This window comes from Rhizobium albus, from assembly GCA_030160035.1.
Lineage (GTDB): Bacteria > Pseudomonadota > Alphaproteobacteria > Rhizobiales > Rhizobiaceae > Georhizobium > Georhizobium albus.
The window spans coordinates 94,123-116,850 of record BSNO01000003.1 but is presented as its reverse complement, the minus strand read 5'-3'; the positions used below and the strand labels follow the sequence as shown (position 1 = coordinate 116,850).

The 22,728-nt window shown below is 62.3% G+C and carries 17 protein-coding genes; 4 read left to right on the top strand and 13 right to left on the bottom strand.

Annotated features, from left to right (window positions below):
* Nucleotides 1–128 precede the first annotated feature (128 nt).
* The 5 genes from QQL76_RS08355 to QQL76_RS08335 are packed head-to-tail and all read right to left on the bottom strand — an operon-like array spanning nucleotide 129 to nucleotide 4,474.
* On the bottom strand, nucleotides 129–1,079 hold the full coding sequence (locus QQL76_RS08355) for a bile acid:sodium symporter family protein (protein WP_499207240.1): 951 nt from the start codon (nucleotides 1,077–1,079) through the stop codon (nucleotides 129–131).
* A complete protein-coding gene (locus QQL76_RS08350) occupies nucleotides 1,060–1,602 on the bottom strand; it encodes a winged helix DNA-binding protein (protein WP_499207239.1) in 543 nt (180 codons plus the stop codon). The genes QQL76_RS08355 and QQL76_RS08350 overlap by 20 nt, the downstream gene beginning before the upstream one ends.
* Nucleotides 1,572–2,876, bottom strand: coding sequence for a TRAP transporter large permease (locus QQL76_RS08345; RefSeq protein ID WP_499207238.1), 1,305 nt, complete (start codon nucleotides 2,874–2,876; stop codon nucleotides 1,572–1,574). Before QQL76_RS08345 ends, QQL76_RS08350 begins: the two co-directional genes overlap by 31 nt.
* Nucleotides 2,876–3,436 carry a TRAP transporter small permease gene (locus QQL76_RS08340; protein WP_499207237.1) on the bottom strand — a complete coding sequence of 187 codons (561 nt, stop codon included), beginning with the start codon at nucleotides 3,434–3,436 and terminating at the stop codon, nucleotides 2,876–2,878. Before QQL76_RS08340 ends, QQL76_RS08345 begins: the two co-directional genes overlap by 1 nt.
* Before the next feature lie 57 nt (nucleotides 3,437–3,493).
* Nucleotides 3,494–4,474, bottom strand: a complete 981-nt coding sequence (locus tag QQL76_RS08335; RefSeq protein ID WP_499207236.1) for a TRAP transporter substrate-binding protein — start codon at nucleotides 4,472–4,474, stop codon at nucleotides 3,494–3,496.
* A gap of 171 nt (nucleotides 4,475–4,645) precedes the next feature.
* Here QQL76_RS08335 and QQL76_RS08330 point away from each other — a divergent pair, with 171 nt between their 5' ends.
* Nucleotides 4,646–8,290 (top strand): hydantoinase/oxoprolinase family protein, encoded by a 3,645-nt coding sequence (locus tag QQL76_RS08330; protein ID WP_499207235.1) that lies wholly within the window; start codon nucleotides 4,646–4,648, stop codon nucleotides 8,288–8,290.
* A gap of 140 nt (nucleotides 8,291–8,430) precedes the next feature.
* Here QQL76_RS08330 and QQL76_RS08325 read toward each other — a convergent pair whose 3' ends face one another.
* Together QQL76_RS08325 and QQL76_RS08320 are read right to left on the bottom strand one after the other, a co-directional pair.
* Complete coding sequence (locus tag QQL76_RS08325; protein WP_499208336.1) at nucleotides 8,431–10,260, bottom strand: CHASE2 domain-containing protein; 1,830 nt, start codon at nucleotides 10,258–10,260, stop codon at nucleotides 8,431–8,433.
* A gap of 65 nt (nucleotides 10,261–10,325) precedes the next feature.
* Complete coding sequence (locus tag QQL76_RS08320) at nucleotides 10,326–13,994, bottom strand: FecR domain-containing protein (RefSeq protein ID WP_499207234.1); 3,669 nt, start codon at nucleotides 13,992–13,994, stop codon at nucleotides 10,326–10,328.
* A 125-nt stretch (nucleotides 13,995–14,119) separates the two neighbouring features.
* On the opposite strand from QQL76_RS08320, the gene QQL76_RS08315 reads away from it, so the two are divergent.
* Nucleotides 14,120–14,680: a Pycsar system effector family protein gene (locus QQL76_RS08315; RefSeq protein ID WP_499207233.1), complete on the top strand. Its 561-nt coding sequence runs from the start codon at nucleotides 14,120–14,122 to the stop codon at nucleotides 14,678–14,680.
* Nucleotides 14,681–15,081: 401 nt separating this feature from the next.
* On the opposite strand, the gene QQL76_RS08310 is transcribed toward QQL76_RS08315, so the two are convergent.
* Complete coding sequence (locus QQL76_RS08310; RefSeq protein WP_499207232.1) at nucleotides 15,082–17,043, bottom strand: methyl-accepting chemotaxis protein; 1,962 nt, start codon at nucleotides 17,041–17,043, stop codon at nucleotides 15,082–15,084.
* 749 nt (nucleotides 17,044–17,792) lie between these two features.
* On the bottom strand, nucleotides 17,793–18,164 hold the full coding sequence (locus QQL76_RS08305; RefSeq protein ID WP_499207231.1) for a PRC-barrel domain-containing protein: 372 nt from the start codon (nucleotides 18,162–18,164) through the stop codon (nucleotides 17,793–17,795).
* A 230-nt stretch (nucleotides 18,165–18,394) separates the two neighbouring features.
* Here QQL76_RS08305 and QQL76_RS08300 point away from each other — a divergent pair, with 230 nt between their 5' ends.
* Both QQL76_RS08300 and QQL76_RS08295 read left to right on the top strand, forming a co-directional pair.
* The gene (locus tag QQL76_RS08300) at nucleotides 18,395–18,712 is read left to right on the top strand and encodes a DUF982 domain-containing protein (RefSeq protein WP_499207230.1); all 318 of its coding nucleotides are present in this window, start codon (nucleotides 18,395–18,397) and stop codon (nucleotides 18,710–18,712) included.
* The gene (locus QQL76_RS08295) at nucleotides 18,693–18,971 is read left to right on the top strand and encodes a DUF982 domain-containing protein (RefSeq protein ID WP_499207229.1); all 279 of its coding nucleotides are present in this window, start codon (nucleotides 18,693–18,695) and stop codon (nucleotides 18,969–18,971) included. Before QQL76_RS08300 ends, QQL76_RS08295 begins: the two co-directional genes overlap by 20 nt.
* A gap of 109 nt (nucleotides 18,972–19,080) precedes the next feature.
* Here QQL76_RS08295 and QQL76_RS08290 read toward each other — a convergent pair whose 3' ends face one another.
* The 4 genes from QQL76_RS08290 to QQL76_RS08275 form a co-directional block, all read right to left on the bottom strand.
* Nucleotides 19,081–19,311, bottom strand: coding sequence for a hypothetical protein (locus QQL76_RS08290; RefSeq protein ID WP_499207228.1), 231 nt, complete (start codon nucleotides 19,309–19,311; stop codon nucleotides 19,081–19,083).
* A 244-nt stretch (nucleotides 19,312–19,555) separates the two neighbouring features.
* The gene (locus QQL76_RS08285; RefSeq protein ID WP_499207227.1) at nucleotides 19,556–20,539 is read right to left on the bottom strand and encodes a branched-chain amino acid ABC transporter permease; all 984 of its coding nucleotides are present in this window, start codon (nucleotides 20,537–20,539) and stop codon (nucleotides 19,556–19,558) included.
* A 1-nt stretch (nucleotide 20,540) separates the two neighbouring features.
* Entirely contained in the window at nucleotides 20,541–21,428 is an 888-nt protein-coding gene (locus QQL76_RS08280; protein WP_404862837.1) for a branched-chain amino acid ABC transporter permease, read from the bottom strand.
* A gap of 84 nt (nucleotides 21,429–21,512) precedes the next feature.
* The gene (locus QQL76_RS08275) at nucleotides 21,513–22,727 is read right to left on the bottom strand and encodes an ABC transporter substrate-binding protein (RefSeq protein WP_126011903.1); all 1,215 of its coding nucleotides are present in this window, start codon (nucleotides 22,725–22,727) and stop codon (nucleotides 21,513–21,515) included.
* Nucleotide 22,728 lies beyond the last annotated feature (1 nt).

Sequence of the window (22,728 nt, the reverse complement as noted above, 5' to 3'; positions counted from 1 at the left end):
CATGTCAATCACATATATTAAGCGCCCGACCGTCAGCAGTATCGGATCAGAGACCGAGGGCCGTGTGTGTTGTATCCAAGCTGAGCCATGAGCTGTGCGCCTCACAAGATCTGCCCACAGCGAAAAAGCTAACTTTTTGCGAGCTTTCGATACCACCGCGCCATTAGGAATGGCGTCAAATACATCGGGATCTGGAAGCAGCCGATGAAGAGTAGAAGCTCGTCGGCTGTTGCCTCGGGTAGCACCGAAAGGAACAAAGCTGCGTTGCGATTGCCGGCGGTGATCCCCATCGCTGGGGCCGATACAGGGTCCTTACGCGCGGCAAGCGCACTGGCGCAGAGCTGAATCGGAAAGTTAAGCAGGAAGACAGCGGCCAGTGCCGGGAAGAATGCGCCACGCTCGTTGAGAACCGCCGGACCAATAGCCGACATAAGGCCGATGACGACGAGACCGAGCAGAAGCGCGGCAAGCCCATCCATGGCCAACACCGACCGGTCGCTGCCCGACACGACCCTGAACGCCCGTAACGCGTAGGCGACGCCGCCGGCTAGTGTAATCAGCATCAGAAGCTCGAGTGCAGCCCGCGCAACCGCAAGCGGGCTGCCGAAGGCGGGCATGACGAGAAACACCGGCAGGACCGTCAACGGCAGGAGCGCGGTTCCAATAACAAGCTGGCGTAAGGCCGGCGCTGGATCGCCGCCGGCCATAAGGGTGATGTTCGGGCTGCCAGTGATGGGCGCGGCCGCCAGCACCAGCACGATGCCCATAGCGATGGTAGAGCCAAGTACGCCCGTGAGCCAAAAGACGAACGCCGCCGTCAGCGGCAGCACGACCTGGAGGACGAGCGCCAGTCCCGCCGCTCGGTGAACGCCTTTAAGCCCTGCTTTGATGCCATCTGGCCCCAACCGGAGAACCGCAAGGAACAGCAGCGCCACGATCATCGGCGCAATGCCGGGCCTCAGTGCAATCGCGAGGTCCGGCAGGATTGCGCCGATCAAGAGCCCCGAGACGAGCAGCATCCGCCCATGGCGGGCGAGAAAGGCGAAGACTGGCACCAGCCTAAAGGGAGGCGGCGGCACGCGCCGCCTGATCGTAGGCACCAGAGACCGCACGTAACAAGCTGGCGAGACGCGAGAGCTCGGCCGGGTCGTGACCGATTTGCAGAACCGACTGCACCACCAGCGCCTCTCGAACATCGCCATAGCGCTTGCAGAGTTGGCGCCCCGTTTCCGTTACCGTGATCGTCTTCTCCTTGCCCTTGCGGCCCGGCTCCACCAGACCGTGCTCAACCAGCTTCTTGATCGCATAGTTGACCAGATGCGTATCCTCGACATTGAGCACGAGGCAGATATCAGCGAGCGTCTTCGGTCTTGCCCGGTGGTTGACGAGGTGCACGATCAACACTTCCATAGGCGAGAGTGAAGGCCCACCGGCTGCCGCCGTGCAGCGCACGATCCACCGCTGGAAAGCATGATTTGCCATGGTCAAGGCAAACTCGACTTCCGAGAGCGCTGGCAGGCTCGAATTGGCGAGATGCGCCGATGAAACCACCGGCCCGATCGCCAGATCCTTCAGTTGTTCATCATGGTGCTCGGCAGCCATAGGGCGATCTCCGGAAAAGCGGCGAGAAGTGCGGTCGCCAGGACAAGGATCAAGAAGAAGGGCAGCGCATAGAGCGCGATCTCGAAGATCCCTCGTCCCGTGATCGACTGGATGACGAACAGGTTAAAGCCGACCGGCGGGGTGATCTGGCTCATCTCGACCACGAGAACGAGGAAGACGCCGAACCAGATCGGATCAATGCCGGCGGCAAGCACCATCGGCAGGATGACGGACGTTGTCAGCACGACCATTGATATGCCGTCGATGAAGCAGCCGAGAATGATGAAGAACACGAGGAGGACGGCCAGCAGCGCGAACTGCGAGAAGCCCTGTTCGCCGATCCAGGTGGCAAGCGTGCGCGGTATGCCGGTATAGCCCATGGCGACGGTGAGGAACGACGCGCCTGCCAGGATCAGCGCGATCATGCAGCTCGTGATCGCCGATCCTTTGAGCGAGGTTACGAAGCTTTCCCGCGACAGCCCACCGGAAAAGTAGGAGATCGCAAGGGCGCCGAAGACGCCGACCACGGCTGCTTCGGTCGGTGAGGCGAAACCACCATAGATCGAGCCGATAACTGTCACGATCAGGATAACCGTCGGCAGGAGCAGCGTCAGCGCCTCGAACCGCTCGCCCCAAGTGGGCTTCGGCTCGGGCTCGGGCATCCTGTCCTTGTTCATCAAGGACCAGAGCATGACGTAGGACGAAAACATCACTGCCAGCATGACGCCTGGCAGGATGCCGGCGAGAAACAGGCGCGCGATCGATTGCTCGGTCGCCGCGCCATAGACGATCATGATGATCGAGGGCGGGATGAGGAAGCCGAATGTGCCCGAACCGGCAAGCGTGCCGATCGCCATGCGAGGGTCGTAGCCGCGCCGCTGCAGTTCCGGCAGCGACATCTTGCCGACCGTCGCAGTCGTTGCAGCCGACGAACCGGACACGGCTGCAAACAGCGCGCATCCGAACACGTTGACGTGTAGGAGACGCCCAGGCAGCCGTCGCGTAAAAGGCGCAAGGCCCGAAAACATGTCCGACGAAATGCGGGAGCGGAACAGAAGCTCGCCCATCCAGATGAACATGGGAAGCGCCGTCAGGTCCCAGCTGTTCATTGCCCCCCAGACCCGACGTGCAAAGACGAGTCCGGCCGGCGCCGATGACGCCAGTTCCATAGCGACAAAGCCGACAGCCATGAGGGCAAAGCCGACCCAAAGGCCGGAGAAAAGGAAACCGAAAAGGACGGCAACCAGGATCAGGGACAGAATGCCGATATCCATCAGTGGCCTCCCTCGTCGACGCCGCGCGTGCGCTCGATCTCGCGAAACTTCGCTTCGCCACCGGAAAGCACGGCTGCGAGTTCGTCCAGGATCGCAACGGCGAGGATAGCGAGCCCGCTTGTCATGACCGCTTGCGGGATCCAGAGCGGGATCGCGATCAGGCCGTAGGATACGGATGCGCGCTCGAGGGACGCATAAGCCTGTCCTCCGACCACCCAGCTGGCATAGGCGGCAAGCGCCAGAGCGACGATAAGGACGAATGCGGTCATGGCGCGTTCCAGGCGGGGCCCGGCCCAGCCGACGAAGAGCGTCACGCGCACATGACCCGCTGCCCTCAGGGTCGCCGGCAGAGCGAGAAAGGCCGAGGCGACAAAGAGAAAGCCGCCGATCTCTGCCAGCGACGGGATGGCAAAGCCGAAGCGGCCGAAGCCGGCGAGCGTAGACAAGCGGTCGATCAGCCGTGCCACCACCTGGATGAAAACGAGGGTCGCGATCACGACCATCGCCGAGCAGGCGCCGAACAAAGCAGCGCCGTAGAGGGCATCGAGTGCCTTGCGCATGGGAGCGGTCCCCGTAAGTGCAACGGGCGGGTCGATGACCCGCCCGTTCTTGAAGGCTTACTGGTTGCGGTAGGCTTCGATGACCGCGGTGCCTGCCTCACCGGCCGAGGCCTGCCACTCCTCGGTCATGGTCGCGCCGATCTCCTGCAGCTTGGCGGAAAGCGCCTCGGACGGCTGCATGATGCTCATGCCGCCAGCCTCCAGTTCAGCGATCTTGGCGTCGGTCTCCTCGCGCGACATCTGCCAGCCGCGCTCTTCAGCGGCAGCAGCCGCTTCTAGGATCGCGTTGCGCTCGTCTTCCGAAAGCGCTTCGAAGGCTTCCGTGTTGACGACGATGATGTTCTTCGGGAGCCAAGCCTGCACGTCGATGTAATGCGAGGTGAAATCCCAGGCCTTGGCGTTGGCGCCGGTCGAAGGCGAGGTGATCATCGCCTCGACGCGGCCGGTCGAGAACGCGGTCGGAATGTCGGTCTCCTCGACCTGCGTCGGCGTGGCGCCGAGCAGCGTTGCAAGGCGCTCCGTGGCGACGTTGTAAGCGCGGAAATTCAGGCCTTCCATCTGTGCCGGGTCGGTGACTTCCTGGTTGAGGTAGAGGCTCTGGCCGGGCCAAGCGACCGCATAAAGCACCGTCAACCCTTGCTCGGCGAGCTTTTCGGAGACCGCGTCCCGTGAGGCAGCCCAGAGCTGCTCGCCCTCTTCATAGGAAGAAGCCAGGAACGGAATGGAATCGAGCGCGAAGACCGGGTCTTCGTTCGCAAGACGCGAGAGCAGGAACTCGCCAATTGGCACGAGACCGTCACGCACCGCATCCTTGATCTCAGCATGGCCAAAGAGGGAGTTCGCGGAGTGCACGGTGATGTCGATGCTGCCGCCTGTTGCCTCCCGGACGTCATCGGCGAACTGCATGATATTCTGCGTATGAAAGATGCCATCGCCATAGGGCGTCGGCATGTCCCAGGCGTTTTGGCCCATGGCGGGAGCGGCGAGAAGAGTGGCGAAGGCTGCGGCCAGCAGGCCGGCGCGATGGTGTTGCGTCATTATCGTATTCCCCTTTTTTGGCAATGCAGACCTGGTTCCGGCAGGACGCTTGCGGCGCCGTATCTCGGCGTCCAAATGAAAGGTTGACGGCTCATTCGCAATTTGTCAACGATTTGTCAGCGTCCGGCAGAAGACTGGTCGAACTCGGGGACATGGACGGAGGACTGCATCATGGCGAACGGCATCGACGACACGGGCCGGTGGGATTTCTGGATCGATCGCGGCGGCACGTTTACCGACGTCATCGGTCGCGCTCCCGACGGCTCTCTGCAGCCCATGAAGCTTCTGTCGGAAAATCCGGAAGCCTATGAAGACGCGGCGATCGAAGGCATCCGACGCCTGGTCGGCGCTGCCACTCAAGCCGATCTGCCCTCCGCGGCCATCGGCACCGTCCGTATGGGAACGACGGTCGCCACCAATGCGCTGCTCGAGCGCAAGGGCGAACGCACGCTGCTCCTCATCACCGAAGGCTTCCGCGACCAACTGCGCATCGCCTACCAGGCGCGGCCGGACATCTTCGCCAAGGAAATCATCCTCCCCGAACAGCTCTACGAGCGCGTCATCGAGGTGCCTGAACGCTTGATGGCCGACGGGTCGGTTGAGCACGCAATTGAGCTCGACCCGATCCGTGCGGACCTCGAGAAGGCGAAGGCCCACGGCATCGGCGCCGTTGCGATTGTGCTGATGCATGCCTGGCAGAACCCGGTCCATGAGGCGGCGCTGGCCGAACTGGTCCGAGGTCTGGGCTTCGAGCAGGTTTCCGTCAGCCACGAAGTTTCGCCGCTGATCAAGCTCGTCGGTCGCGGCGATACGACCGTCGTCGACGCCTATCTCTCGCCCATCCTCGGCCGCTATGTCTCGCGCGTCGCCCGTATCCTCGGCGCTACGCCGCCCGGCGAGCCCGGCCCGACGCTTCAGTTCATGATGTCGTCCGGTGGCCTCACCGCTGCCGACCGTTTCCGGGGCAAGGATGCAATTCTGTCCGGCCCGGCAGGCGGCGTCGTCGGCATGGTCAAGACCGCCGAACAGGCAGGTTTTCCCCGCGTCATCGGCTTCGACATGGGCGGCACCTCCACGGACGTTGCGCATGCGGCAGGCGAATATGAGCGCGCCTTCGATACGGAAGTCGCCGGCGTGCGCATCCGCGCGCCGATGATGCGCATCCATACAGTCGCTGCCGGTGGCGGGTCGATCCTGCATGCCGAGCCCGGTCGCTTCCGCGTCGGCCCGGATTCGGCCGGTGCCGATCCCGGCCCCGCCTGCTACCGCCGCGGCGGGCCGCTCACAGTGACAGATGCGAACGTCATGCTGGGCAAGCTCAACCCGGACTTCTTCCCGGCGATCTTTGGCCCAGACCAGGACAAGCCACTCGACCGCGACATGGTCGCCAAAAAGTTCGGCGAGATCGCGGAGAGCGTCGGCGAAGGCCGCTCGCCGGAAGAGATCGCCGAGGGATTCCTGAAGATCGCTGTCGAGAACATGGCGAACGCGATCAAGAAGATCTCCGTTCAGCGCGGCTACGACGTCACCCGCTACGTGTTGAACTCGTTTGGCGGAGCCGGCGGCCAGCACGCCTGCCTCGTCGCCGATTCGCTCGGCATGGAATCGATCCTAATCCACCCGCTGTCGGGCCTGCTTTCAGCATACGGAATGGGCCTCGCAACCGTCACGGCGAGCCGCCAACAGGGGCTGATGCAGCCGCTCGCCGAAGCCAGCCGCGCCGCAATCTCCGGCCTCGAGGCGGACCTTGCCGGCGCCGTCGCCACCGAACTTGCCGAACAGGGCATCGCTGCCGACACGGTCACCACGCGCACGAAACTGCATCTACGCTACGCCGGCACCGACAACACGCTCGATGTTGCCTTCGACGGCGACCTTGGCAAGGCACAAAGCGGTTTTGAGGCCATGCACAAGGCGCAGTTCGGCTTCATCACATCCGATAAACCTATCACAGTCGAAGCCGTCGAGGTCGAAGGCTGGCAGGCCGGGAGCGATGCAATCGAGGGCGAGAAAGATGACGGCGTGGGCCACGACGCTTCGTCCGACGTCACCGGCCGCATCTTCTCCGGCGGCGAGTGGCGACAGGCAGGCGTCTTCCGCCGCGAGGGCATTCAGGCCGGCGACCGCATCAAGGGCCCTGCCCTCATCATCGAGGCCAACCAGACGATTGTTGTCGAGCCGGGCTGGACCGCAAGGCTGACGGCTGCCGACAACATTGTGCTCACCCGCCACGAGAAGCTCGCGCGAAATCAGGCGATCGGCACGAAACAGGCAGACCCGATCCTGCTCGAGGTCTTCAACAACCTTTTCATGAACATCGCCGAGCAGATGGGTGTCGCGCTCCAGAACACGGCGCATTCCGTCAACATCAAGGAGCGGCTCGACTTCTCCTGCGCCGTCTTCGATGCCTCGGGTGCGCTGGTCGCCAACGCGCCGCATATGCCGGTGCATCTCGGCTCCATGGATCGCTCGGTTGAGACCATCATCCGCCTGAACGAAGGCAACATCCGCCCCGGCGACGTCTTTGCGCTCAATGCTCCCTATAACGGAGGCACTCACCTGCCTGACATCACGGTGGTGAGCCCCGTCTTCAGCGATGATCGCAAGGAGATTCTGTTCTGGGTTGCCTCGCGCGGGCACCATGCCGATGTCGGTGGCACGGCGCCTGGCTCGATGACGCCGCTTGCGACCACCGTCGACGAGGAAGGCGTCCTCATCGACAATTTCCAGCTGGTCGCTGAAGGACAGTTCCGGGAAAAGGAACTCCACGAACTCCTGACCAACCACCCCTACCCGGTTCGCAACCCGGTCCAGAACATCGCCGACCTCAAGGCGCAGATCGCCGCCAACGAGCGCGGTGCGGCCGAGCTTCATAAGATCGTCGAGGAGTTTGGGCTGGACGTGGTGCAGGCCTATATGGGCCACGTGCAGGACAATGCGGCAGAAGAAGTCGCGCGGCTTATCGGGCGCCTGGAGGATTGCGCCTACGAGTATTCGACTGACACCGGCCAGGTCATTAAGGTGAAGATCACGGTCGATCGCGAGGCGCGGACCGCCACCGTGGACTTCACCGGCACCTCGGACGCGATCGCCAACAACTTCAACGCCCCGGAGCCGGTGGCGCGCGCAGCCGTCCTCTATTGCTTCCGTGTGATGGTGGAAGCGCCGATCCCGATGAATGCCGGCTGCCTGCGGCCGATCCGCATCGTCATCCCCGAGGGCTGCATGCTGAAGCCGGCCTATCCGCGCGCCGTCGTTGCCGGCAATGTCGAGACCTCGCAGCATGTGACCAATGCCATCTTCGGCGCGCTGGGGGCGATCGCCAACAGCCAGGGCACGATGAACAACCTGACCTTCGGCAACAACGAGTACCAGTATTACGAGACGATCTGCTCGGGCTCGCCGGCTGGCCGCATGAACGATGGCCGCGGCTTTGCCGGAACGTCGGGCGTGCACGTCCACATGACAAACTCCCGTCTGACTGACCCGGAAATCCTGGAGATGCGTTTCCCCGTGATGCTGGAGAACTTCACGCTTCGCGACGGTTCGGGCGGCAAGGGCGCGTTTGCGGCCGGCAACGGTACGACGCGTACGCTGCGCTTTCTCCAGACCATGGACTGCGCGATCCTGTCGTCGCACCGACACGTCCACCCGCAGGGCATTGCAGGCGGCGGCGAAGGCGAGCTCGGCCGCACAGAGGTTCGCCGTCTCGACGGCACCGTCGACGTTCTAAAAGGTTGCGACCAGACGGTGCTTCAAGCTGGCGAAGCGGTCACCGTGATCACGCCGACTGCCGGCGGCTACGGCCAGGTCTGATCTCGACCTCTCCTGCCGCCGGCTGGGCCTTGCCTGCCCGGCGGCAGCGACACGAGCAATTTCTACGTCGCGACGCTCGCGTTCGAAGAGCCGAATTGCTCCCTGCCCTTATCGTCAATGTTGTATCTGGACAGGGTTCCTCAGCCGTCGCTAGATGGAAAGATCCGGCCAGGGGTCTTCATATATTGAACTGCGCCGATAAAATTCTCCGCTGTAAAAACAGGGGAGATTGCGCTGCGACCTTTGACCGAAATCCGGTCGACTTCGCGCAGAGGCAAGCGCTCGCCGATCATAGCTGCTGTCGTCTCGCCGATCAGCAGCGGGACGTCATAGGTCTTGGAGGCCGATTCAAGGCGTGAGGCGAGGTTCACGGCGTCACCGAGCGCGGAATAGTCGAAGCGACGGTCTGAGCCCATATTGCCGACGATGGCGTCGCCGGTGTTGATCCCGATCCCGATTCGCAAGACCGGCGGAGGTTCGCCATCCGCCGCCTCTTCCGCCAGTTCCGCGTTCAACCGCTCGATGGCGTCGAGCATCGACAGAGCCGCTGAAACCGCATGGAAGGCGTGATCCTGGTCGTCCAGAGGCGCGTTCCAGAAGGCCATGATGCAATCACCGATATATTTGTCGATCGTACCTCCTAAGGCGAGCACGATGTCGGACAGCGGCGTGAGGAGCCTGTTGATCAGGGCGGTGAGCTCATCCGGCCTGTCCTTCATGCGCTCGGCGATGCTGGTGAAGCCACGCACATCGCAAAAGAGGATCGAGATCGTGCGCCGTTCGCCGCCGAGCTTCAGCAGCGACGGGTCGCGCGCCAGCCGCTCGACGAGCGCCGGGGCGAGATATTGGGAAAAGGCGCGGATGATGTGAAGGCGCGTGCGGCGCTCCTCGGCGAAGTCAACGAGCCCCTGCCCGCCCGTCACAACGACCAGTGCCGAAAGCGCGCCGGTGGGCGAAATGTAGAAACTCACGAGATAAATCAGCGCGATGCTCGCACCGAACAGGCCGATCGCAGCGATCGTGACCGTTGCAAGCGTCTTCCAGCCCGTCCCGCGGCGCACCAGGAGGCCTGCGGCGAGCGCTGCCAAGACGATGACCGCGATCACGGCCGGGGACGAGGCCGGACGTACGCCGAGCTTGTGAACGATATTGTCATAGATCGTCGCCTGGATTTCGGCGCCCGGCACCAGGCGGTTGCTCCGCACCGTGTGGGACGTCGCATAGGCGTCGGCCCCTGCTCCGCCCTCGCCGACGGTCGGCGTGTTCTGCAGGCTGAGGCCGACGATGACCGGCCGCCCGCGGAAGAAATCGGCGGGCAGGAAGCTGTCCGGATCGAGCGCCTGGTAATAGGAAACCGTTGGATAGGTGCGCGCCGGTCCGAAGACGCGCAGCAGGCGCTCGCCCTGCGCTGGGTCGGTGTCATGCCCAACTGCGTCCGCCAGCCGCCTGGCGAAGCCATCCGGATAGGACGGAATGCGGCGCATCATGCCGTCGCCGTCGAGCCCGATGGAGGCGATGCCTGTCAGCGCGCCGCCAGCCAGAAGCCCGGCCAGCGGCTCGACCCTGATCTCCTGGTCCGCCTGCGGGGTGGTCAGCACCGTGTAATCGCCTGCGAGCACCGTGTCCGATCCCATGGCGGCGGCCAATTGCTCATCGGCTTGCGGCGTGGAGGGTTCGGCGAAGATGATGTCGAGGCCGATCGCCGATGCCCCCGCATCCCGCAGCGCCTCCACGAGCTGCGCATGCAGCGAACGCGGCCATGGCCATTGCTGAGCGATCTCCGACAGAGACGGCTCGTCGATCGCCACGATGATCGGACCGTTCTCCGGAAGCCCGGGCAGAACAATCGTCGAGAGGTAGTCGTAGATCCGGAGATCGAGAAGGCGCCATCCCGACGTCAGCGACAGGAGCGAAAGAACCAGTGCTGCGGTCATCATGAGCGCGACGAGCCCGCGCCGACGCTTGCGCATCGCCACGTTTTCCGACTTCACGGGATTGATGCGGACGCGGCTGCGCAGATCAGAGAAGCGCACCTTCAGAACCGGACCTTGAGCTTGCCGACAAAGGTGCGGCCATAACCCGGGGTGTCGTTGCTGACCTCGAACTCCTTGTCGAATAGGTTGTAGGCCTGGAGATCGAGTTCGAAGCGCTTGTCGAACGGCTCCCAAGACAGGCTGGCATCTGCGGTCCAATAGTCGGCCAGGGTGCCGGCGCCGGGCTCACCTGCCCTCTCGCCGATGTGGCTGGCGGCCAGCGTCAGCCGCACATTTGACGGATGAACATATGTGAAACCGATCTGCGCCGTGGTTTCGGGCACATAGGGTAGCGGGCCGCCAAGGCCAGCCGAGGTTGGATCACCGTTTTCGGACTCCGCATAAGCGAAGCTCGCAAAGGCGCCGAGCCCGTCAGCGATGAGGAAGTTTGCGGTGATGGAAGCCCGGTCGATCCGGCCGTCGGACAAGGCGATCGGAACGACCGTTGCCGGAACGGCAATCGAAAGATCGTTCAGTTCCTGATGCTGGTAATCGAGCGAGGTGAAGAAACGGGGCGTCCACTCCGCGTCCCAGCGCGCAATGAAGGTGTCGGCGTATCCCTCTGTATCGAGCGGCTTCTGTATCGACTGGAGGCCGGCAACGCCGATAGGCGAAAGCGTCGGGATGCCGTTCTGCAGACCCTCGCGCAGGAAGCCGGCCCGCAGCCACTGGCCGGTCGCCGGCGTGTAAGAGAGTCCCAGCCTCGGCTCCAGCCGGGTCTCATCGATATCTCCGCCATTGATGTAGGAGCCGAAGAGCGCTCCTTCGATCAAGAAAGCATCGCTGACATCGTAGATCACATCGACATAGGCACGGCCGATATCGGTATCGACGTCTTCCACGACAGCAGGCGCCAGGATCGGGATGCCGAAGAGCTCGTCTACCGTCTCGCTGCGGCTAAACTCGGAGGTGACACCGGCTTCGATGCCGTAGCGGACCGTCGATGCGCCGAGTTCGACGGCATGAGCGAGCGCTGCGACGAGGCTTCGTTCCTCGAGATCACCCGTGACGGTCCGCCGAACAAGCGGCGGCAGGCCAGGACCGATAGGGTCGGCAGAGAGAATGGTCTGGCTCTCGCCGTTAAGATCGCTGAACAGAAGTCCACCCGTCACGACGTTGCGGTAATCGATGTCATGGCTCCAGGCGATGCCGGAATTGACCTGGCGCACGGCCACATCCTCGCTTTCGAAGGTCGCAAAAGGCGCCAGCGGATTTCCGGGGTCGGGGAGCGACAGGAAGGATGTGTCGCCATCGCTCACCGTGCCGTAGATAACGACGCGATCGTAAGGCGTTGGCGTCGCCGTGAGATAGACTGTTCCACCGATCTGCTCGATGTCGTACCGGAACGCATCGTCGATCCCGAACTCAGGGCGGCTGCCCGGGAAGCTCGATCGGCTCAGGGTGCCGTAGAAGCTCATGGGGATCGGAGTATTCGTCGTGCCCTGCAGCTCCGCCTCACCTGGGAGGTCGCTCTCGCCATCGCCTTCAATACCGCCGAGCGCGATGGCGCCTTCGAGGAACGGGCGGCGCAACACCTCGATGCCGCGCGAGCGGCTGGCGAGCGGCAGTGGGTCGAGCAGAAGGCCCTGGAAAAAGGCTGAGAAGCTGCCGGCATTGCCGCTCGGCTCGATCGCGTTCGTGCCCGGCGTCAGCGCGTTGGCATAGGGATTGACGCTGCCGCCGACAGCCTGGTCGATGTAGCCGCTCGACGAAAACGGCTGGAAGACAGCTTCTCCATAGTACCGGCCCCAGGCATTCAGCCCTTGCAGGCGAAAGGCGCTGTTCAGGGTCGAGCCGGCGCTCTGGTTGGCCTGCATCGACGCGAAGTCGCCGCCGCGCGCCCGGCCGCGGGCGAGAAATTCCTGGGCATTTCGGATTGCGTCGCCTGCGCGATAGTCGTCGATCGAGACCCGTGTCGCGAGCGCTGCAGTCACCGGATCATTCGGATCGAGCCTGTCGGCATTCTCCAGCGCTTGCATGCCGGCATCGATGTCGCCGTTTTCGAAGTGCGCGGCGGCAAGCAGGAGCAGGCCTTGCGAATAGGCGGGATTGTCGGTGGTTCCGGCCAGCAGATCGGTTACCGCCTTGTCCAGCTCGCCGGTCTGCATATGATAGCGGCCGCGCGCCACGAGGCCGATGCTGAAGGAGGGATCGGCTGCGACGGCTGCATCGATCGCCGTCTTCGCCTCGGCAATGCGGCCCTGGTCAAGATAGAGAATGCCGAGATTGGCGTGCGATACTGGATCCTGAGGATCGAGGGCAATCGAACGCAGCAGCGCCGCTTCGGCGCGTCTGTTGTCGCCGCGCGCGGACTGGACCAGGCCTAGCCCGTTCCAGGCCGAGGTTGCACCCGGCGCAATAGCAACTGCGCGCTCGAGATCGGCAAGCGCACCTTCAAGGTCGCTCTGCGTGCCGGCCTTGAAGCCCGCCCGCGCCTCGAGCGCTGTCGGGTCATCCGGATCGAGCGCAAGCGCCCGGGCAACCGCCTCCTCCACCTGCGCGCGATCGTCGATGAGGGTCGCCAGTTGCGCCCGCAGGGCCGGCAAGGTCGGATTGTCCGGAAAAGTGCGTTCCGCCCGCTTCAGCACCTCGATTGCAGCAGGAATATCGTCCAGGAAACCGGCGGTCAGGGCAGCGGCAATCGCACCATAGGGCCCTTTGCCCTCGGCCGGCACATCTTCGACGCGGTCGGGATCGGCAAGCGCCCGGGCGTAGTAGCCGCCGAAGCGGGCGATCGTGCGCCGACGCGGATCGAGTGAAGCCTCTGCCGCAGCGAAAAGGCGCGCGGCTTCCTCGTAGCGCTTCTCGGCGCCAGCGTTCAGCGCCTCGATCAGGTCGTAGCGCGCCCTCTCAGCCGGCGTCAGCGTCTGGCGATCCAGTTGAGCGAGGGCGGCCCGCGCGGCCTGCCTGCCGTCATAGGAAAGTGCAGCCTCCGCGAGTGTCAGCCAGTCATCCGTCGATCGCCGCTCCGGTGGGATTGCGCCGATGCGCGCCCGCGCTTGGCGCATCTCCGGGCTCGCCAGCGGGGAGGCTGGGAGAAAGGTGAAAGCGCCGCGCAGCGAAAGATAGAACAGCATCTGCTCGCGATCGTCCGGATCGACGATGACGATCTTGGTCGGCGCCTGCCCGATCGCGGCAGTGGCGGCCTCGCCCTCGGCAACCGAAACGCTGCCAAATTCGTTGGAAAGTTCCACCAATCCTTCGAGCACGATCAGCGTCGTGCGTCCGTCCGCACCAACGGCAAGGCTCCAGTCCGTGCCGCGGATGGCCGCCGAAGCGGCGGGCGTATCGACCGTCAGCCCAAGGCCGCCACGCTGGGCACGACCCCAGATGGTGCCGGCCTGCAACCCGAAAGCGCTATCGGCGCCGCTGCCGAGCGACTTGACCACCAGCGACGTGTTGCGCGCAAGCCGCATCTGCGTCTGGTCGGCGAACAGGACAGCGAGCTGGCCCGTCGCATTGGTGCGCAGCACATCGCCCGGCAGCAGATCCTGCGCCAGCTCGACGGCCTGCCACGAGCTGACATCGATGAACTGGACTTCTTCGCCGGATTTGCGCGCGATGACGGCGCCGGCAGACGCTCCCTGGCGCGACACCGGCTGGGCCAGCGCGGATGCACCCACACACGCAGCCATTGCGGCTGCGCAAGCACCCACAAGTAGACGCGACATCACTGTTTTCCCCTCTTCCGAAAAAAAGCAGTGAAATCAGCGGATGATAAAGTCAACTGGTGCTGTAATGCTTGCTGACAATATGCGATAGGCTGTGATCGGAATGCAGCGAGGCGATGGTTTCCATGGAAGGCGAAGCACCAGAAACAGTAGTTGTCTTCTCGGATGCGGACGCCGCAGCCAAACTGAGCATGAAGCAGGAATATTTCGATCACATCCGTAAAGTGAATGACGTCTTCTATGACCAGATCAAGATATCCGACCAGAAAGCGGCTTATATCTTCACCTTCATGATCGCCTTTCTTGTTTCTTCAGCCGATGTGCGGGCAGCTTTTGCCCTCACACGCTATACAATGGCCGATCTTCCACTGCTTTTTGCTTCCTTTGTACTCGCAGTCGGTGTGACTGTCGCTCTCGTCTCCGCCATCCTGGTCGTGTTGCCACGTCGCAGCGCCGTCTCGACGTCCCTCTTCTGGGGAACATGGCCTGTCCAGCGCACGCGGTTTCAGGCGGCGGCCGACGCCAATGACGGCGATTACCTTTTCGGTGAATATGTCACCAATGCCGACACTCTGGCGTCTATCGCCTCGGCGAAATACCGCTTTGTATCGATCGCGTTTCGTAGCTTGGTAATCGCGGTGCTGGCTTATCTTCTCGTTCTGTTCTTCACCGGCTCTTCGGTTTGAACCATTTGAGATGCGGTTCAAACTTTCGGACACTTCGCGATCACGTGATGCGCGAATTGGCTTCATCAGACGGGCCGGATGCAAGTGTTCTGAACTACGAGACGAAAAACCTGTGCCGACCACTTCAGCCGCACCGCTTGGTCGCATTTTGATCCAACCAAGCACTTTCAAGTGCGGTCATCCGCAGGCGGATAACCGCATTGTTTTCAGATCTCCGGGCGTCCGCAAGCAGCCCCTCAATATCTACCCCAAGCTACTGACAGGCGCTGTTAATTTTGGTGTGTCTCGGCAGAAGCTCTGACCTGATTGCAAGTGTCTCCACGCAGTACTGCTTCACGCCGAAGTAGAAGGTGATGATCTCCGGAGAAGCGTCAGAGCTCCAACGTTGATCGAGCCGGACATCAGAACTCCTCCCAGCTCTCATGCGACTGAGCGACCGCAGCGGCGCTGGATCCACCACCGAATGCGCTCGCGAGTTTCCGGCCGAGCTTCCGGGCGGGTGAGTCCACAGACCTTGCGCGGTCAGTTGCGACAGCAGGCCCCTTTGTCACCGGCATGGATTGGCTCTGGTAGCCGGCGACGATCTTGAACTGCGTCATCAACTCATTGAGCGCGACTGCCTCTTGAGCCAGGCTATGGCTGGCGGCGGTCGATTGCTCGACCATAGCAGCGTTCTGCTGTGTGCCTTGGTCGATGCTGTTTAGGGCTGTATTGATTTCCTTCAAGCCAAGCGACTGTTCCCGCGCGCTCTCGGCAATCGCCGAAACATGCGTGTTGATCTCCTGGACCTCCTGCACGATCGTCGACAGTGCCTGTCCGGTCTCGCCGACCAGCGCCACACCCGATTTGACCTGCTGACCGGAGGCGTTGATCAGAACCTTGATCTCGGTTGCCGCACGGGCCGAGCGTTGAGCGAGTTCACGCACCTCCTGAGCCACAACCGCAAAGCCTCGACCGGCGTCGCCAGCTCTTGCAGCTTCGACGCCAGCATTGAGTGCCAGCAGATTGGTCTGGAACGCGATATCATCGATCAGACCTATGATGTTGGAGATCTCGATCGAGGACTTCTCGATCTCGCTCATCGCGACGATCGCCTTGTTGACGACGTCACCCGACCGCTCAGCTTCGACGCGTGTCTTCGCCACAAGCTGGCTGGCTTCTTCAGCACGCTTTGTGCTGTCCGCAACCGTGGTGGTGATCTCTTCAAGCGCAGCAGCGGTTTCCTCGACTGAAGCCGCCTGCTGTTCCGTGCGTCGCGACAAATCATCCGCTGCGACCCGGATTTCTTCGGAGCCTGAATGGATGGCGCGGGCATTCTCCGTCACCGACACCATCGCTGCATTGAGCTTACTGACGGCGTTGTTGAAGTCGGCGCGCAGCTTGTCCATTTCGCCGGCAAAGGGCCGATCCAGCTGATGACTGAGGTCTCCGTCGGCGAGCTTGCCAAGCCCTTCGGCGAGAGCGTCGACCACTGCCTGGATTTTTGCAGCCTCCTTGGCCTTGAGGCGCTCGCGTTCCAGCCGTTCAGTCTCACTCATGCCTCGTGCCTGGATCGCCTCATCTTCAAGACGAACCTTCTCAATGGCAGCCTGCCGGAAAGCCTCGACAGCATCGGCCATTTTGCCGATCTCGTCGCCACGGCTGAGCCCCGGCACCGTTGCTTGACGATCGCCTTCCGCCAGTGACTGCATGCGCTCATTCAACGCCGCGATGGGACGCGTGATACCCAGTGTGGAGACGATCAAGGAGATTATTGCCATCACCACGGAAAGCGCGATGAGGGCACCAAGACTGATCAGGGCCAGCCGGTCACTTTCGGATTTGAGTGCCGTGCTCTTCTCCTTGACGATGTCCGACATGCTTTCGCTCCAGACGCGGAGATCGGTCGTCAGGTCGTCAATGAGGAGATCAGTCTCGATCATGACCGCGCGGGCTGCGCCGTTATCGCCGGAAACATCGATATCAATGGCGTTGCCCGTGCCCTCGACGATCTGCGTAGCGCGATCGCGAAGCGACGAAAGCGCTGTCGCTTCCGCGGGCATCAGTTCAATCGCCCGCGAAAGCCGTTCCACCATCTGCTCGGTGTTGCCTTGATAGCTTTCCAAAGCGACTGCATGCGCTGGTGAACCAGGTTCGCTATCGAGTGCCTGGTAGGAGCGGTAAGCGACAGACTGAAGATTTCTTGTCGCGCGGGAGACCATCGACGTCGCTTCGATGTCTGCCTCGATGAATTCCAGGAAAGTGGCGCTCGAGGAATTGGCTTCATAAGCCATGAACGCGGCGCCGCCCACAGAGGTCACGGCCAGCGCGACAACGAGCGTCAGAATTTTTGCTCGAATCGAAGCGTGCGACAGAAATTTCATGAGAGGTCCCCAACCTACAGCGGGGCAGAAGCTGTCACAGGCTCATCTTCGATGAGCACCGCCCAACGTCAAGATAAGGATGACCACAAGTCAGATCTGCCAGAAGATGATCATCGCGGTCATTGGCGCTCATGGCCCCTCAAGATCAGTCTTGCCCGCATGACCAACTTCGACGGCTTTCGCTTACCGCATCGTTAAAGGTCGACACTATTTCTTGCCGAAAAGGAGAAGATTACAAGCGCCCCCTCTACACCGACGTCAATACGATGGCTGATGAAGAGCTTCGCCGAGCGGGCCCATCTGCCGGCGGTTGTGTGGTTATGCTGGCAGTCATTCCTTGGGCTCGCACGACGTAGACGTTCGCCGGTGGATGCTTGGACTGAGGTCCATTTCTAACACCCAATCAGTGCTTTACGTTGACCTGACGTCCTTCTGGGGAGGACGGGAGCTGCGCGTGACCAACCGCCCCCGGTGGTCACGCGCAGCTCCACCGATCAAACGGTCGAATCGCGCCGTGTGGTTGGCACGGCGTTAAGAGCAATCTGCGATATTTGATAGGTGCGGTGGAGCGCAGCGCTGGCTACAAGGTTCTCGGCCCCTTGTCTCAACCGGGGCCAGGGTCGCGGTTCGTTATTCAGGCCCCCCAGCCCCGACAGCCGCGACCCACGGGATTTTTGGGCTCATGTCCCGTGCAAAAAGGCCCGCATCCTTTCGAATACGGGCCTTAAATCAGACACGCCGAGGAAGGATTAGTCTTCCCAGCGGTCCAGAGCTTCAACCTGCTCCTGGGTCATGTCGACCTGAAGGTTGTCGCCATCGAGCGTTACCTGGTCGAACGGGATGACGACATCGGTGTCGCCGACACCCAGGAAACCGCCGACTTCAGCCGAAAATGCCGTCGGCGTACCGTCATCGGTGCCGAGCACTTCTTCGACTTCGCCGATCGTCTCGCCGGCAGCGTCCAGGATGTTCATGTCTTCCAGCTGCTCGACCGTCAGATTGAACTCGCTGACCATCTGGCTGTCGGATTCGATTTCGATCAGGCCGGCTGGAGCTTGAGCCGAAGCGGCGGCGACAAAGCCGAACATCGAGAGTGCGACGAAAGAAGCAGTCTTTTTCATTATGGTACTCCATGTTTGAACCTGCCGAATAACCCGCGCCGCCGAGAACGGTTCCACATCTTCCACCTGATTGTGACGGTCGCCGTGCCGGTCAGCCATGGCATGTCATCGCGATCTGCTTTCTCAGGAAACATCATCGGCCGGTGGAACACTGCGAGCCGCTCCTCGTTCTCAAAGCTCCGCGGGCGCACCAAGGGCGCCCAGCCCATCTGACAGGAGCTGTACGAGAAATGAGTGCTCGTCCGTTTTCGCCCGTTTGGGTCACCCTACCCGGCCGGCCGCCACGCCGCGTCGACAGCGCTTTCGAGGCGCTGGAATGCCTGATGGGCGGCTGGCCCATCACGACACATTCGACGTATCGCCGAGCGGTTCAGGCCTGCCGCGATGCGATCGATGGCTTCGTTCCTGCCACAAAAGCGCGCGAGGCATTTCTTGCTGCCGCGCGGACAATCGGGGCAACGACCTCAACCAAACCCGGCAAACACCACGACATCGCGGCGGCAGCCCGCGCATCCAAAGGAGCCTTCGATGGCATCGTCCAGCTTTGATCACACCGTGCACGTCTTTGCCGGCCTCGGCTTCATCCAGGCCATCAAGAGCCCTGCAGCCGCACTGTCGTATCTGGAAGCAATGCCGGGCTGGCGCAAAGACCAGCGCCATGCGGCGGCGCATAAAGCATGTCGGGCTGGCATGAGCGGCGGCACGCAGGCGGCGACCGCACGAGCCGCGTTCGAAGACTTCATGCTGCATGCAGGCTTGCTGGTTCAGAAATCGCCGCAGGTCGATGAGTTGACAACTGCGGCTTGAAAAGATCGGATATTTCCGAGACGCTTTTAAACTATTGCGCCGGCATCAATTCAGGCCGGCGCATTTCAGCTTCTTATCTTATCGGCTATTGGAGCCGAGGCTATTTCGCTTAGTTCGGTTCAACGGAAAGATGAACGGCTGTGTTCTCGTAGGCAGTTGCCGGTGTCGGGATCACGCCTGCGACGTTGGCGAACAGGAATGACGCGATGATGATCTTGGCAGCGACGACGACCATGACAACCGGACGAAGGCTCTGAGCGACGTTCTCGCTAGTTTGGCTTGCGGACATTTTGTTGTTCTCGTGCGAGTGGTTGATGTCGGAAATCTGGACGATACTCATTAAGCAAACCCTGTCCTGAACCTGCCTTGGCAGAAGGGACTTTGAGCTCCGACCGGTTCGCGGCAGGACTTGCTTCTGTGGCCGCAGCCACGGAAATTCAACCATCAAAACGTTACGAGGTTCCAACCATCCCTGCATTTCGGGAGAGGAAGTTTGCAATCCGAGATCGATGTCGCAGAAATGTAACACCGGCGCCCGTCGAGACACCGGTGTCATACAAAAAGCGATGGATGAAGGGGTGCGCTCAGAGCGGTTTCTTGATCCAGCGGGCCAGCACGCCGATGATTCCTTCACGGAAAAGAAGCACCGCCAGCACGAAGATGATGCCCTGCATGATCAGCACCCAGGCGCCGAACGATGCGAAGTAGTTCTGCATGGCGACGATGATGCCGGCACCGAGCAGCGGCCCGAAGACCGTGCCCATGCCACCAAGGAGCGTCATCAGAACGACCTCGCCAGACATCGTCCAGTAGACATCGGTCAGCGACGCAAGCTGGAACACGAGCGCCTTGGTGGCGCCTGCCATCCCGGCGAAAGTCGCGGAGATGACGAAGACTGCCAGCTTGTAGCGATTGACGTGATAGCCGAGCGAGATGGAGCGCGGCTCGTTCTCGCGGATCGCCTTCAGCACCTGCCCGAACGGCGAATGGATGATACGATAGATCGCGAGCACACCGCCGAAGGTGATGGCCAGAACGACATAATAGAAAGTGCGGTCGGGACGCGTGCTCAGAATGCCGAAAAGATCGCCGCGCGGTACGGCCTGGATCCCATCCTCCCCCCCGGTGAACGGCGCCTGCAGGGCGAAGAAGTAGACCATCTGCGCGAAGGCGAGGGTCACCATGGCGAAATAGATGCCCTGGCGGCGGATGGCGAGCGAGCCGATCACGGCGCCCAACACCATTGCGACCAGCGTGCCCGAGAGGATCGCGAGCTCGGGTGTCAGCCCCCAGACCTTTGCGGCGTGAGCGGAGACATAACTCGCCATGCCGAAATAGGCGGCGTGGCCGAAGGACAAGAGACCGCCAAAGCCCAGCAGCAGGTTGAAGGCAGCGGCAAAAAGCGCGAAGCACATCACCTTCATGAGGAAGACGGGGTAGAGCACGAAGGGTGCCACCAGCATCGCGGCGAACAGCGCGATGAAGATCATCATGTGATGGCGCGGCATGCCCATGGCCTTGTCGCGCGGCTGCGCCGAGACGTGGCTGACGGTATCGGTCGTGGTCATGTCAGGCGGTCCTTCCGAAGAGGCCTGCCGGCTTAACGAGCAGAACGATGGCCATGATGACGAAGATCACGACGGCGGAGCCTTCCGGGTAAAAGACCCGGGTGAGACCCTCCACCAGCCCGAGGCCGAACCCCGTGATGATGGCGCCGAGGATCGAGCCCATGCCGCCGATGACGACGACGGCGAAGACGACGATGATCAGCTGCTCGCCCATGTTCGGATTGACCGAATAGATCGGTGCGGCGAGCACGCCGGCGAGCGCGGCAAGGCCGACGCCGAAGCCGTAGGTGAGCGTGATCATGCGCGGCACGTTGATGCCGAACGCGCCGACCAGCGTGGGGTTTTCTGTCGCGGCGCGCAGATAAGCGCCAAGCTTCGTCTTCTCGATCATGAACCAGGTGCCGAGGCAGACGACGAGAGAGGCGACGATGACCCAGAGGCGGGAATTCGGCAGATACATGAAGCCGAGATTATGCCCGCCCTGCAGAAGCTCAGGCGCCGCATAGGGTATGCCCGATACGCCGTACTGATTGCGGAAAAGGCCCTGGATGATGAGCGCGAGGCCGAAGGTCAGAAGCAGGCCGTAGAGATGGTCGAGATGGTAGAGCCTCGAGATCATCAGCCGTTCGATGACGATGCCGGTCGCGCCGACGATCAGCGGCACCAGGATGAGGGCGGCCCAGTAGTTGATGCCGAAATAGGTCAGCAGCATCCAGGTCACGAAGGCGCCCATCATGTACTGCGCGCCGTGGGTGAAATTGATGATGTTCAACAGGCCGAAGATCACTGCCAGGCCAAGGCTCAGCATGGCGTAGAAGGATCCGTTGATCAGGCCGAGCAAGAGCTGCCCGAAAAGTGCCTGCGGCGGTATGCCCAAAAGCTCGAACATGGCTGGCTGGTTCCGGAAATGACGACGGAATTCTCAAGGAAGCCGCGCCGCCCAAAGGCGACGCGGTTCGTGCCTGAGGCGCAATTACTGCGCGGCAGCTTCCTCGACGAGCGAGCAGCCGCCATCGGCGAGTGGGCGGAATGCCTGGTCGGCCGGAATGGTCTCAAGCAGTTCGTAGTAATCCCACGGACCTTCCGACTGGTCGGGCGCCTTCACGCGGAACAGATACATGTCGTGGATCTTGCGACCGTCTTCGCGGATCTCGCCCTGACCGAAGAGCGGATCGTCGGTCGGGTTCGCCTTCATCCATTCCATGACGGCTGCGGTTTCATCCGTGCCGGTGGCTTCGACGGCCTTGAGGTAGTGCAGGACCGAGCCATAGACGCCGGCCTGAACCATCGTCGGCTTGTCGCCTGCCTGCTCCTCGAAGCGGGCCGACCATTCGCGCGTCTGGTCGTTCAGATCCCAGTAGAAGCTTTCCGTCAGGACGAGGCCCTGCGCGGTCTGCAGGCCGAGCGAATGCACGTCGGTCAGGAACACGAGCAGACCGGCAAGCGACTGGCCAGCCTGGGTGATGCCGAACTCGGACGCCTGCTTCACGGCGTTGATCGTATCGCCACCGGCATTGGCAAGACCGACGACCTTGGCGCCGGAAGCCTGGGCCTGCAGCAGGAACGACGAGAAGTCGCTGCCCGGGAACGGGTGGCGTACGGAGCCGACGACCGTGCCGCCGGACTTTTCGACGAAGGCCGTCGTGTCGCGCTCGAGCGCATGACCAAACGCGTAGTCGGCGGTGATGAAGAACCAGCTGTCGCCGCCCTGCTCCACCATCGCGCCGCCGGTGCCGTTGGCCAGCGCCCATGTGTCATAGGTCCAGTGAACGGTGTTCGGCGAGCAGGCCGAGCCGGTCAGGTCCGACGTGGCGGCGCCGGAGTTCATGAAGATCTTGTCCATCTCGCGGGTGATCTCATGCACGGCGAGCGCGGCCGAAGAGGTCGGCACGTCGAAGATCGCGTCGACATCTTCTTCGCTGTACCATTGGCGCGCGATGTTGGATGCGACGTCCGGCTTGTTCTGGTGGTCGGCCGAAACGATCTCGACCGTGATGCCCTTTTCCTCGGCGCCGAAATCCTCGACCGCCATCTGCGCAGCGATGACCGAGCCTTCGCCCGACAGGTCGGCATAGACGCCCGACCGGTCGTTCAGAACGCCGAGCTTGACGCTCACGTCCTGGGCGAGGCCCGGCGTTGCGGCCAGCATGGCAAATGCCGAAGTGGCCAGTGCGAGTTTCTTCATCATT

What these genes read in the sequence shown, in the direction of transcription:
- QQL76_RS08320 (WP_499207234.1), bottom strand. Translation starts at nt 13,994, where the DNA reads ATGTCGCGTCTACTTGTGGGTGCTTGCGCAGCCGCAATGGCTGCGTGT.
- QQL76_RS08335 (WP_499207236.1), bottom strand. Translation starts at nt 4,474, where the DNA reads ATGACGCAACACCATCGCGCCGGCCTGCTGGCCGCAGCCTTCGCCACT.
- QQL76_RS08330 (WP_499207235.1), top strand. Translation starts at nt 4,646, where the DNA reads ATGGCGAACGGCATCGACGACACGGGCCGGTGGGATTTCTGGATCGAT.
- QQL76_RS08315 (WP_499207233.1), top strand. Translation starts at nt 14,120, where the DNA reads ATGGAAGGCGAAGCACCAGAAACAGTAGTTGTCTTCTCGGATGCGGAC.
- QQL76_RS08280 (WP_404862837.1), bottom strand. Translation starts at nt 21,428, where the DNA reads ATGTTCGAGCTTTTGGGCATACCGCCGCAGGCACTTTTCGGGCAGCTC.
- QQL76_RS08295 (WP_499207229.1), top strand. Translation starts at nt 18,693, where the DNA reads ATGGCATCGTCCAGCTTTGATCACACCGTGCACGTCTTTGCCGGCCTC.
- QQL76_RS08285 (WP_499207227.1), bottom strand. Translation starts at nt 20,539, where the DNA reads ATGACCACGACCGATACCGTCAGCCACGTCTCGGCGCAGCCGCGCGAC.
- QQL76_RS08340 (WP_499207237.1), bottom strand. Translation starts at nt 3,436, where the DNA reads ATGCGCAAGGCACTCGATGCCCTCTACGGCGCTGCTTTGTTCGGCGCC.
- QQL76_RS08300 (WP_499207230.1), top strand. Translation starts at nt 18,395, where the DNA reads ATGAGTGCTCGTCCGTTTTCGCCCGTTTGGGTCACCCTACCCGGCCGG.
- QQL76_RS08290 (WP_499207228.1), bottom strand. Translation starts at nt 19,311, where the DNA reads ATGAGTATCGTCCAGATTTCCGACATCAACCACTCGCACGAGAACAAC.
- QQL76_RS08275 (WP_126011903.1), bottom strand. Translation starts at nt 22,727, where the DNA reads ATGATGAAGAAACTCGCACTGGCCACTTCGGCATTTGCCATGCTGGCC.
- QQL76_RS08350 (WP_499207239.1), bottom strand. Translation starts at nt 1,602, where the DNA reads ATGGCTGCCGAGCACCATGATGAACAACTGAAGGATCTGGCGATCGGG.
- QQL76_RS08310 (WP_499207232.1), bottom strand. Translation starts at nt 17,043, where the DNA reads ATGAAATTTCTGTCGCACGCTTCGATTCGAGCAAAAATTCTGACGCTC.
- QQL76_RS08325 (WP_499208336.1), bottom strand. Translation starts at nt 10,260, where the DNA reads ATGCGCAAGCGTCGGCGCGGGCTCGTCGCGCTCATGATGACCGCAGCA.
- QQL76_RS08305 (WP_499207231.1), bottom strand. Translation starts at nt 18,164, where the DNA reads ATGAAAAAGACTGCTTCTTTCGTCGCACTCTCGATGTTCGGCTTTGTC.
- QQL76_RS08345 (WP_499207238.1), bottom strand. Translation starts at nt 2,876, where the DNA reads ATGGATATCGGCATTCTGTCCCTGATCCTGGTTGCCGTCCTTTTCGGT.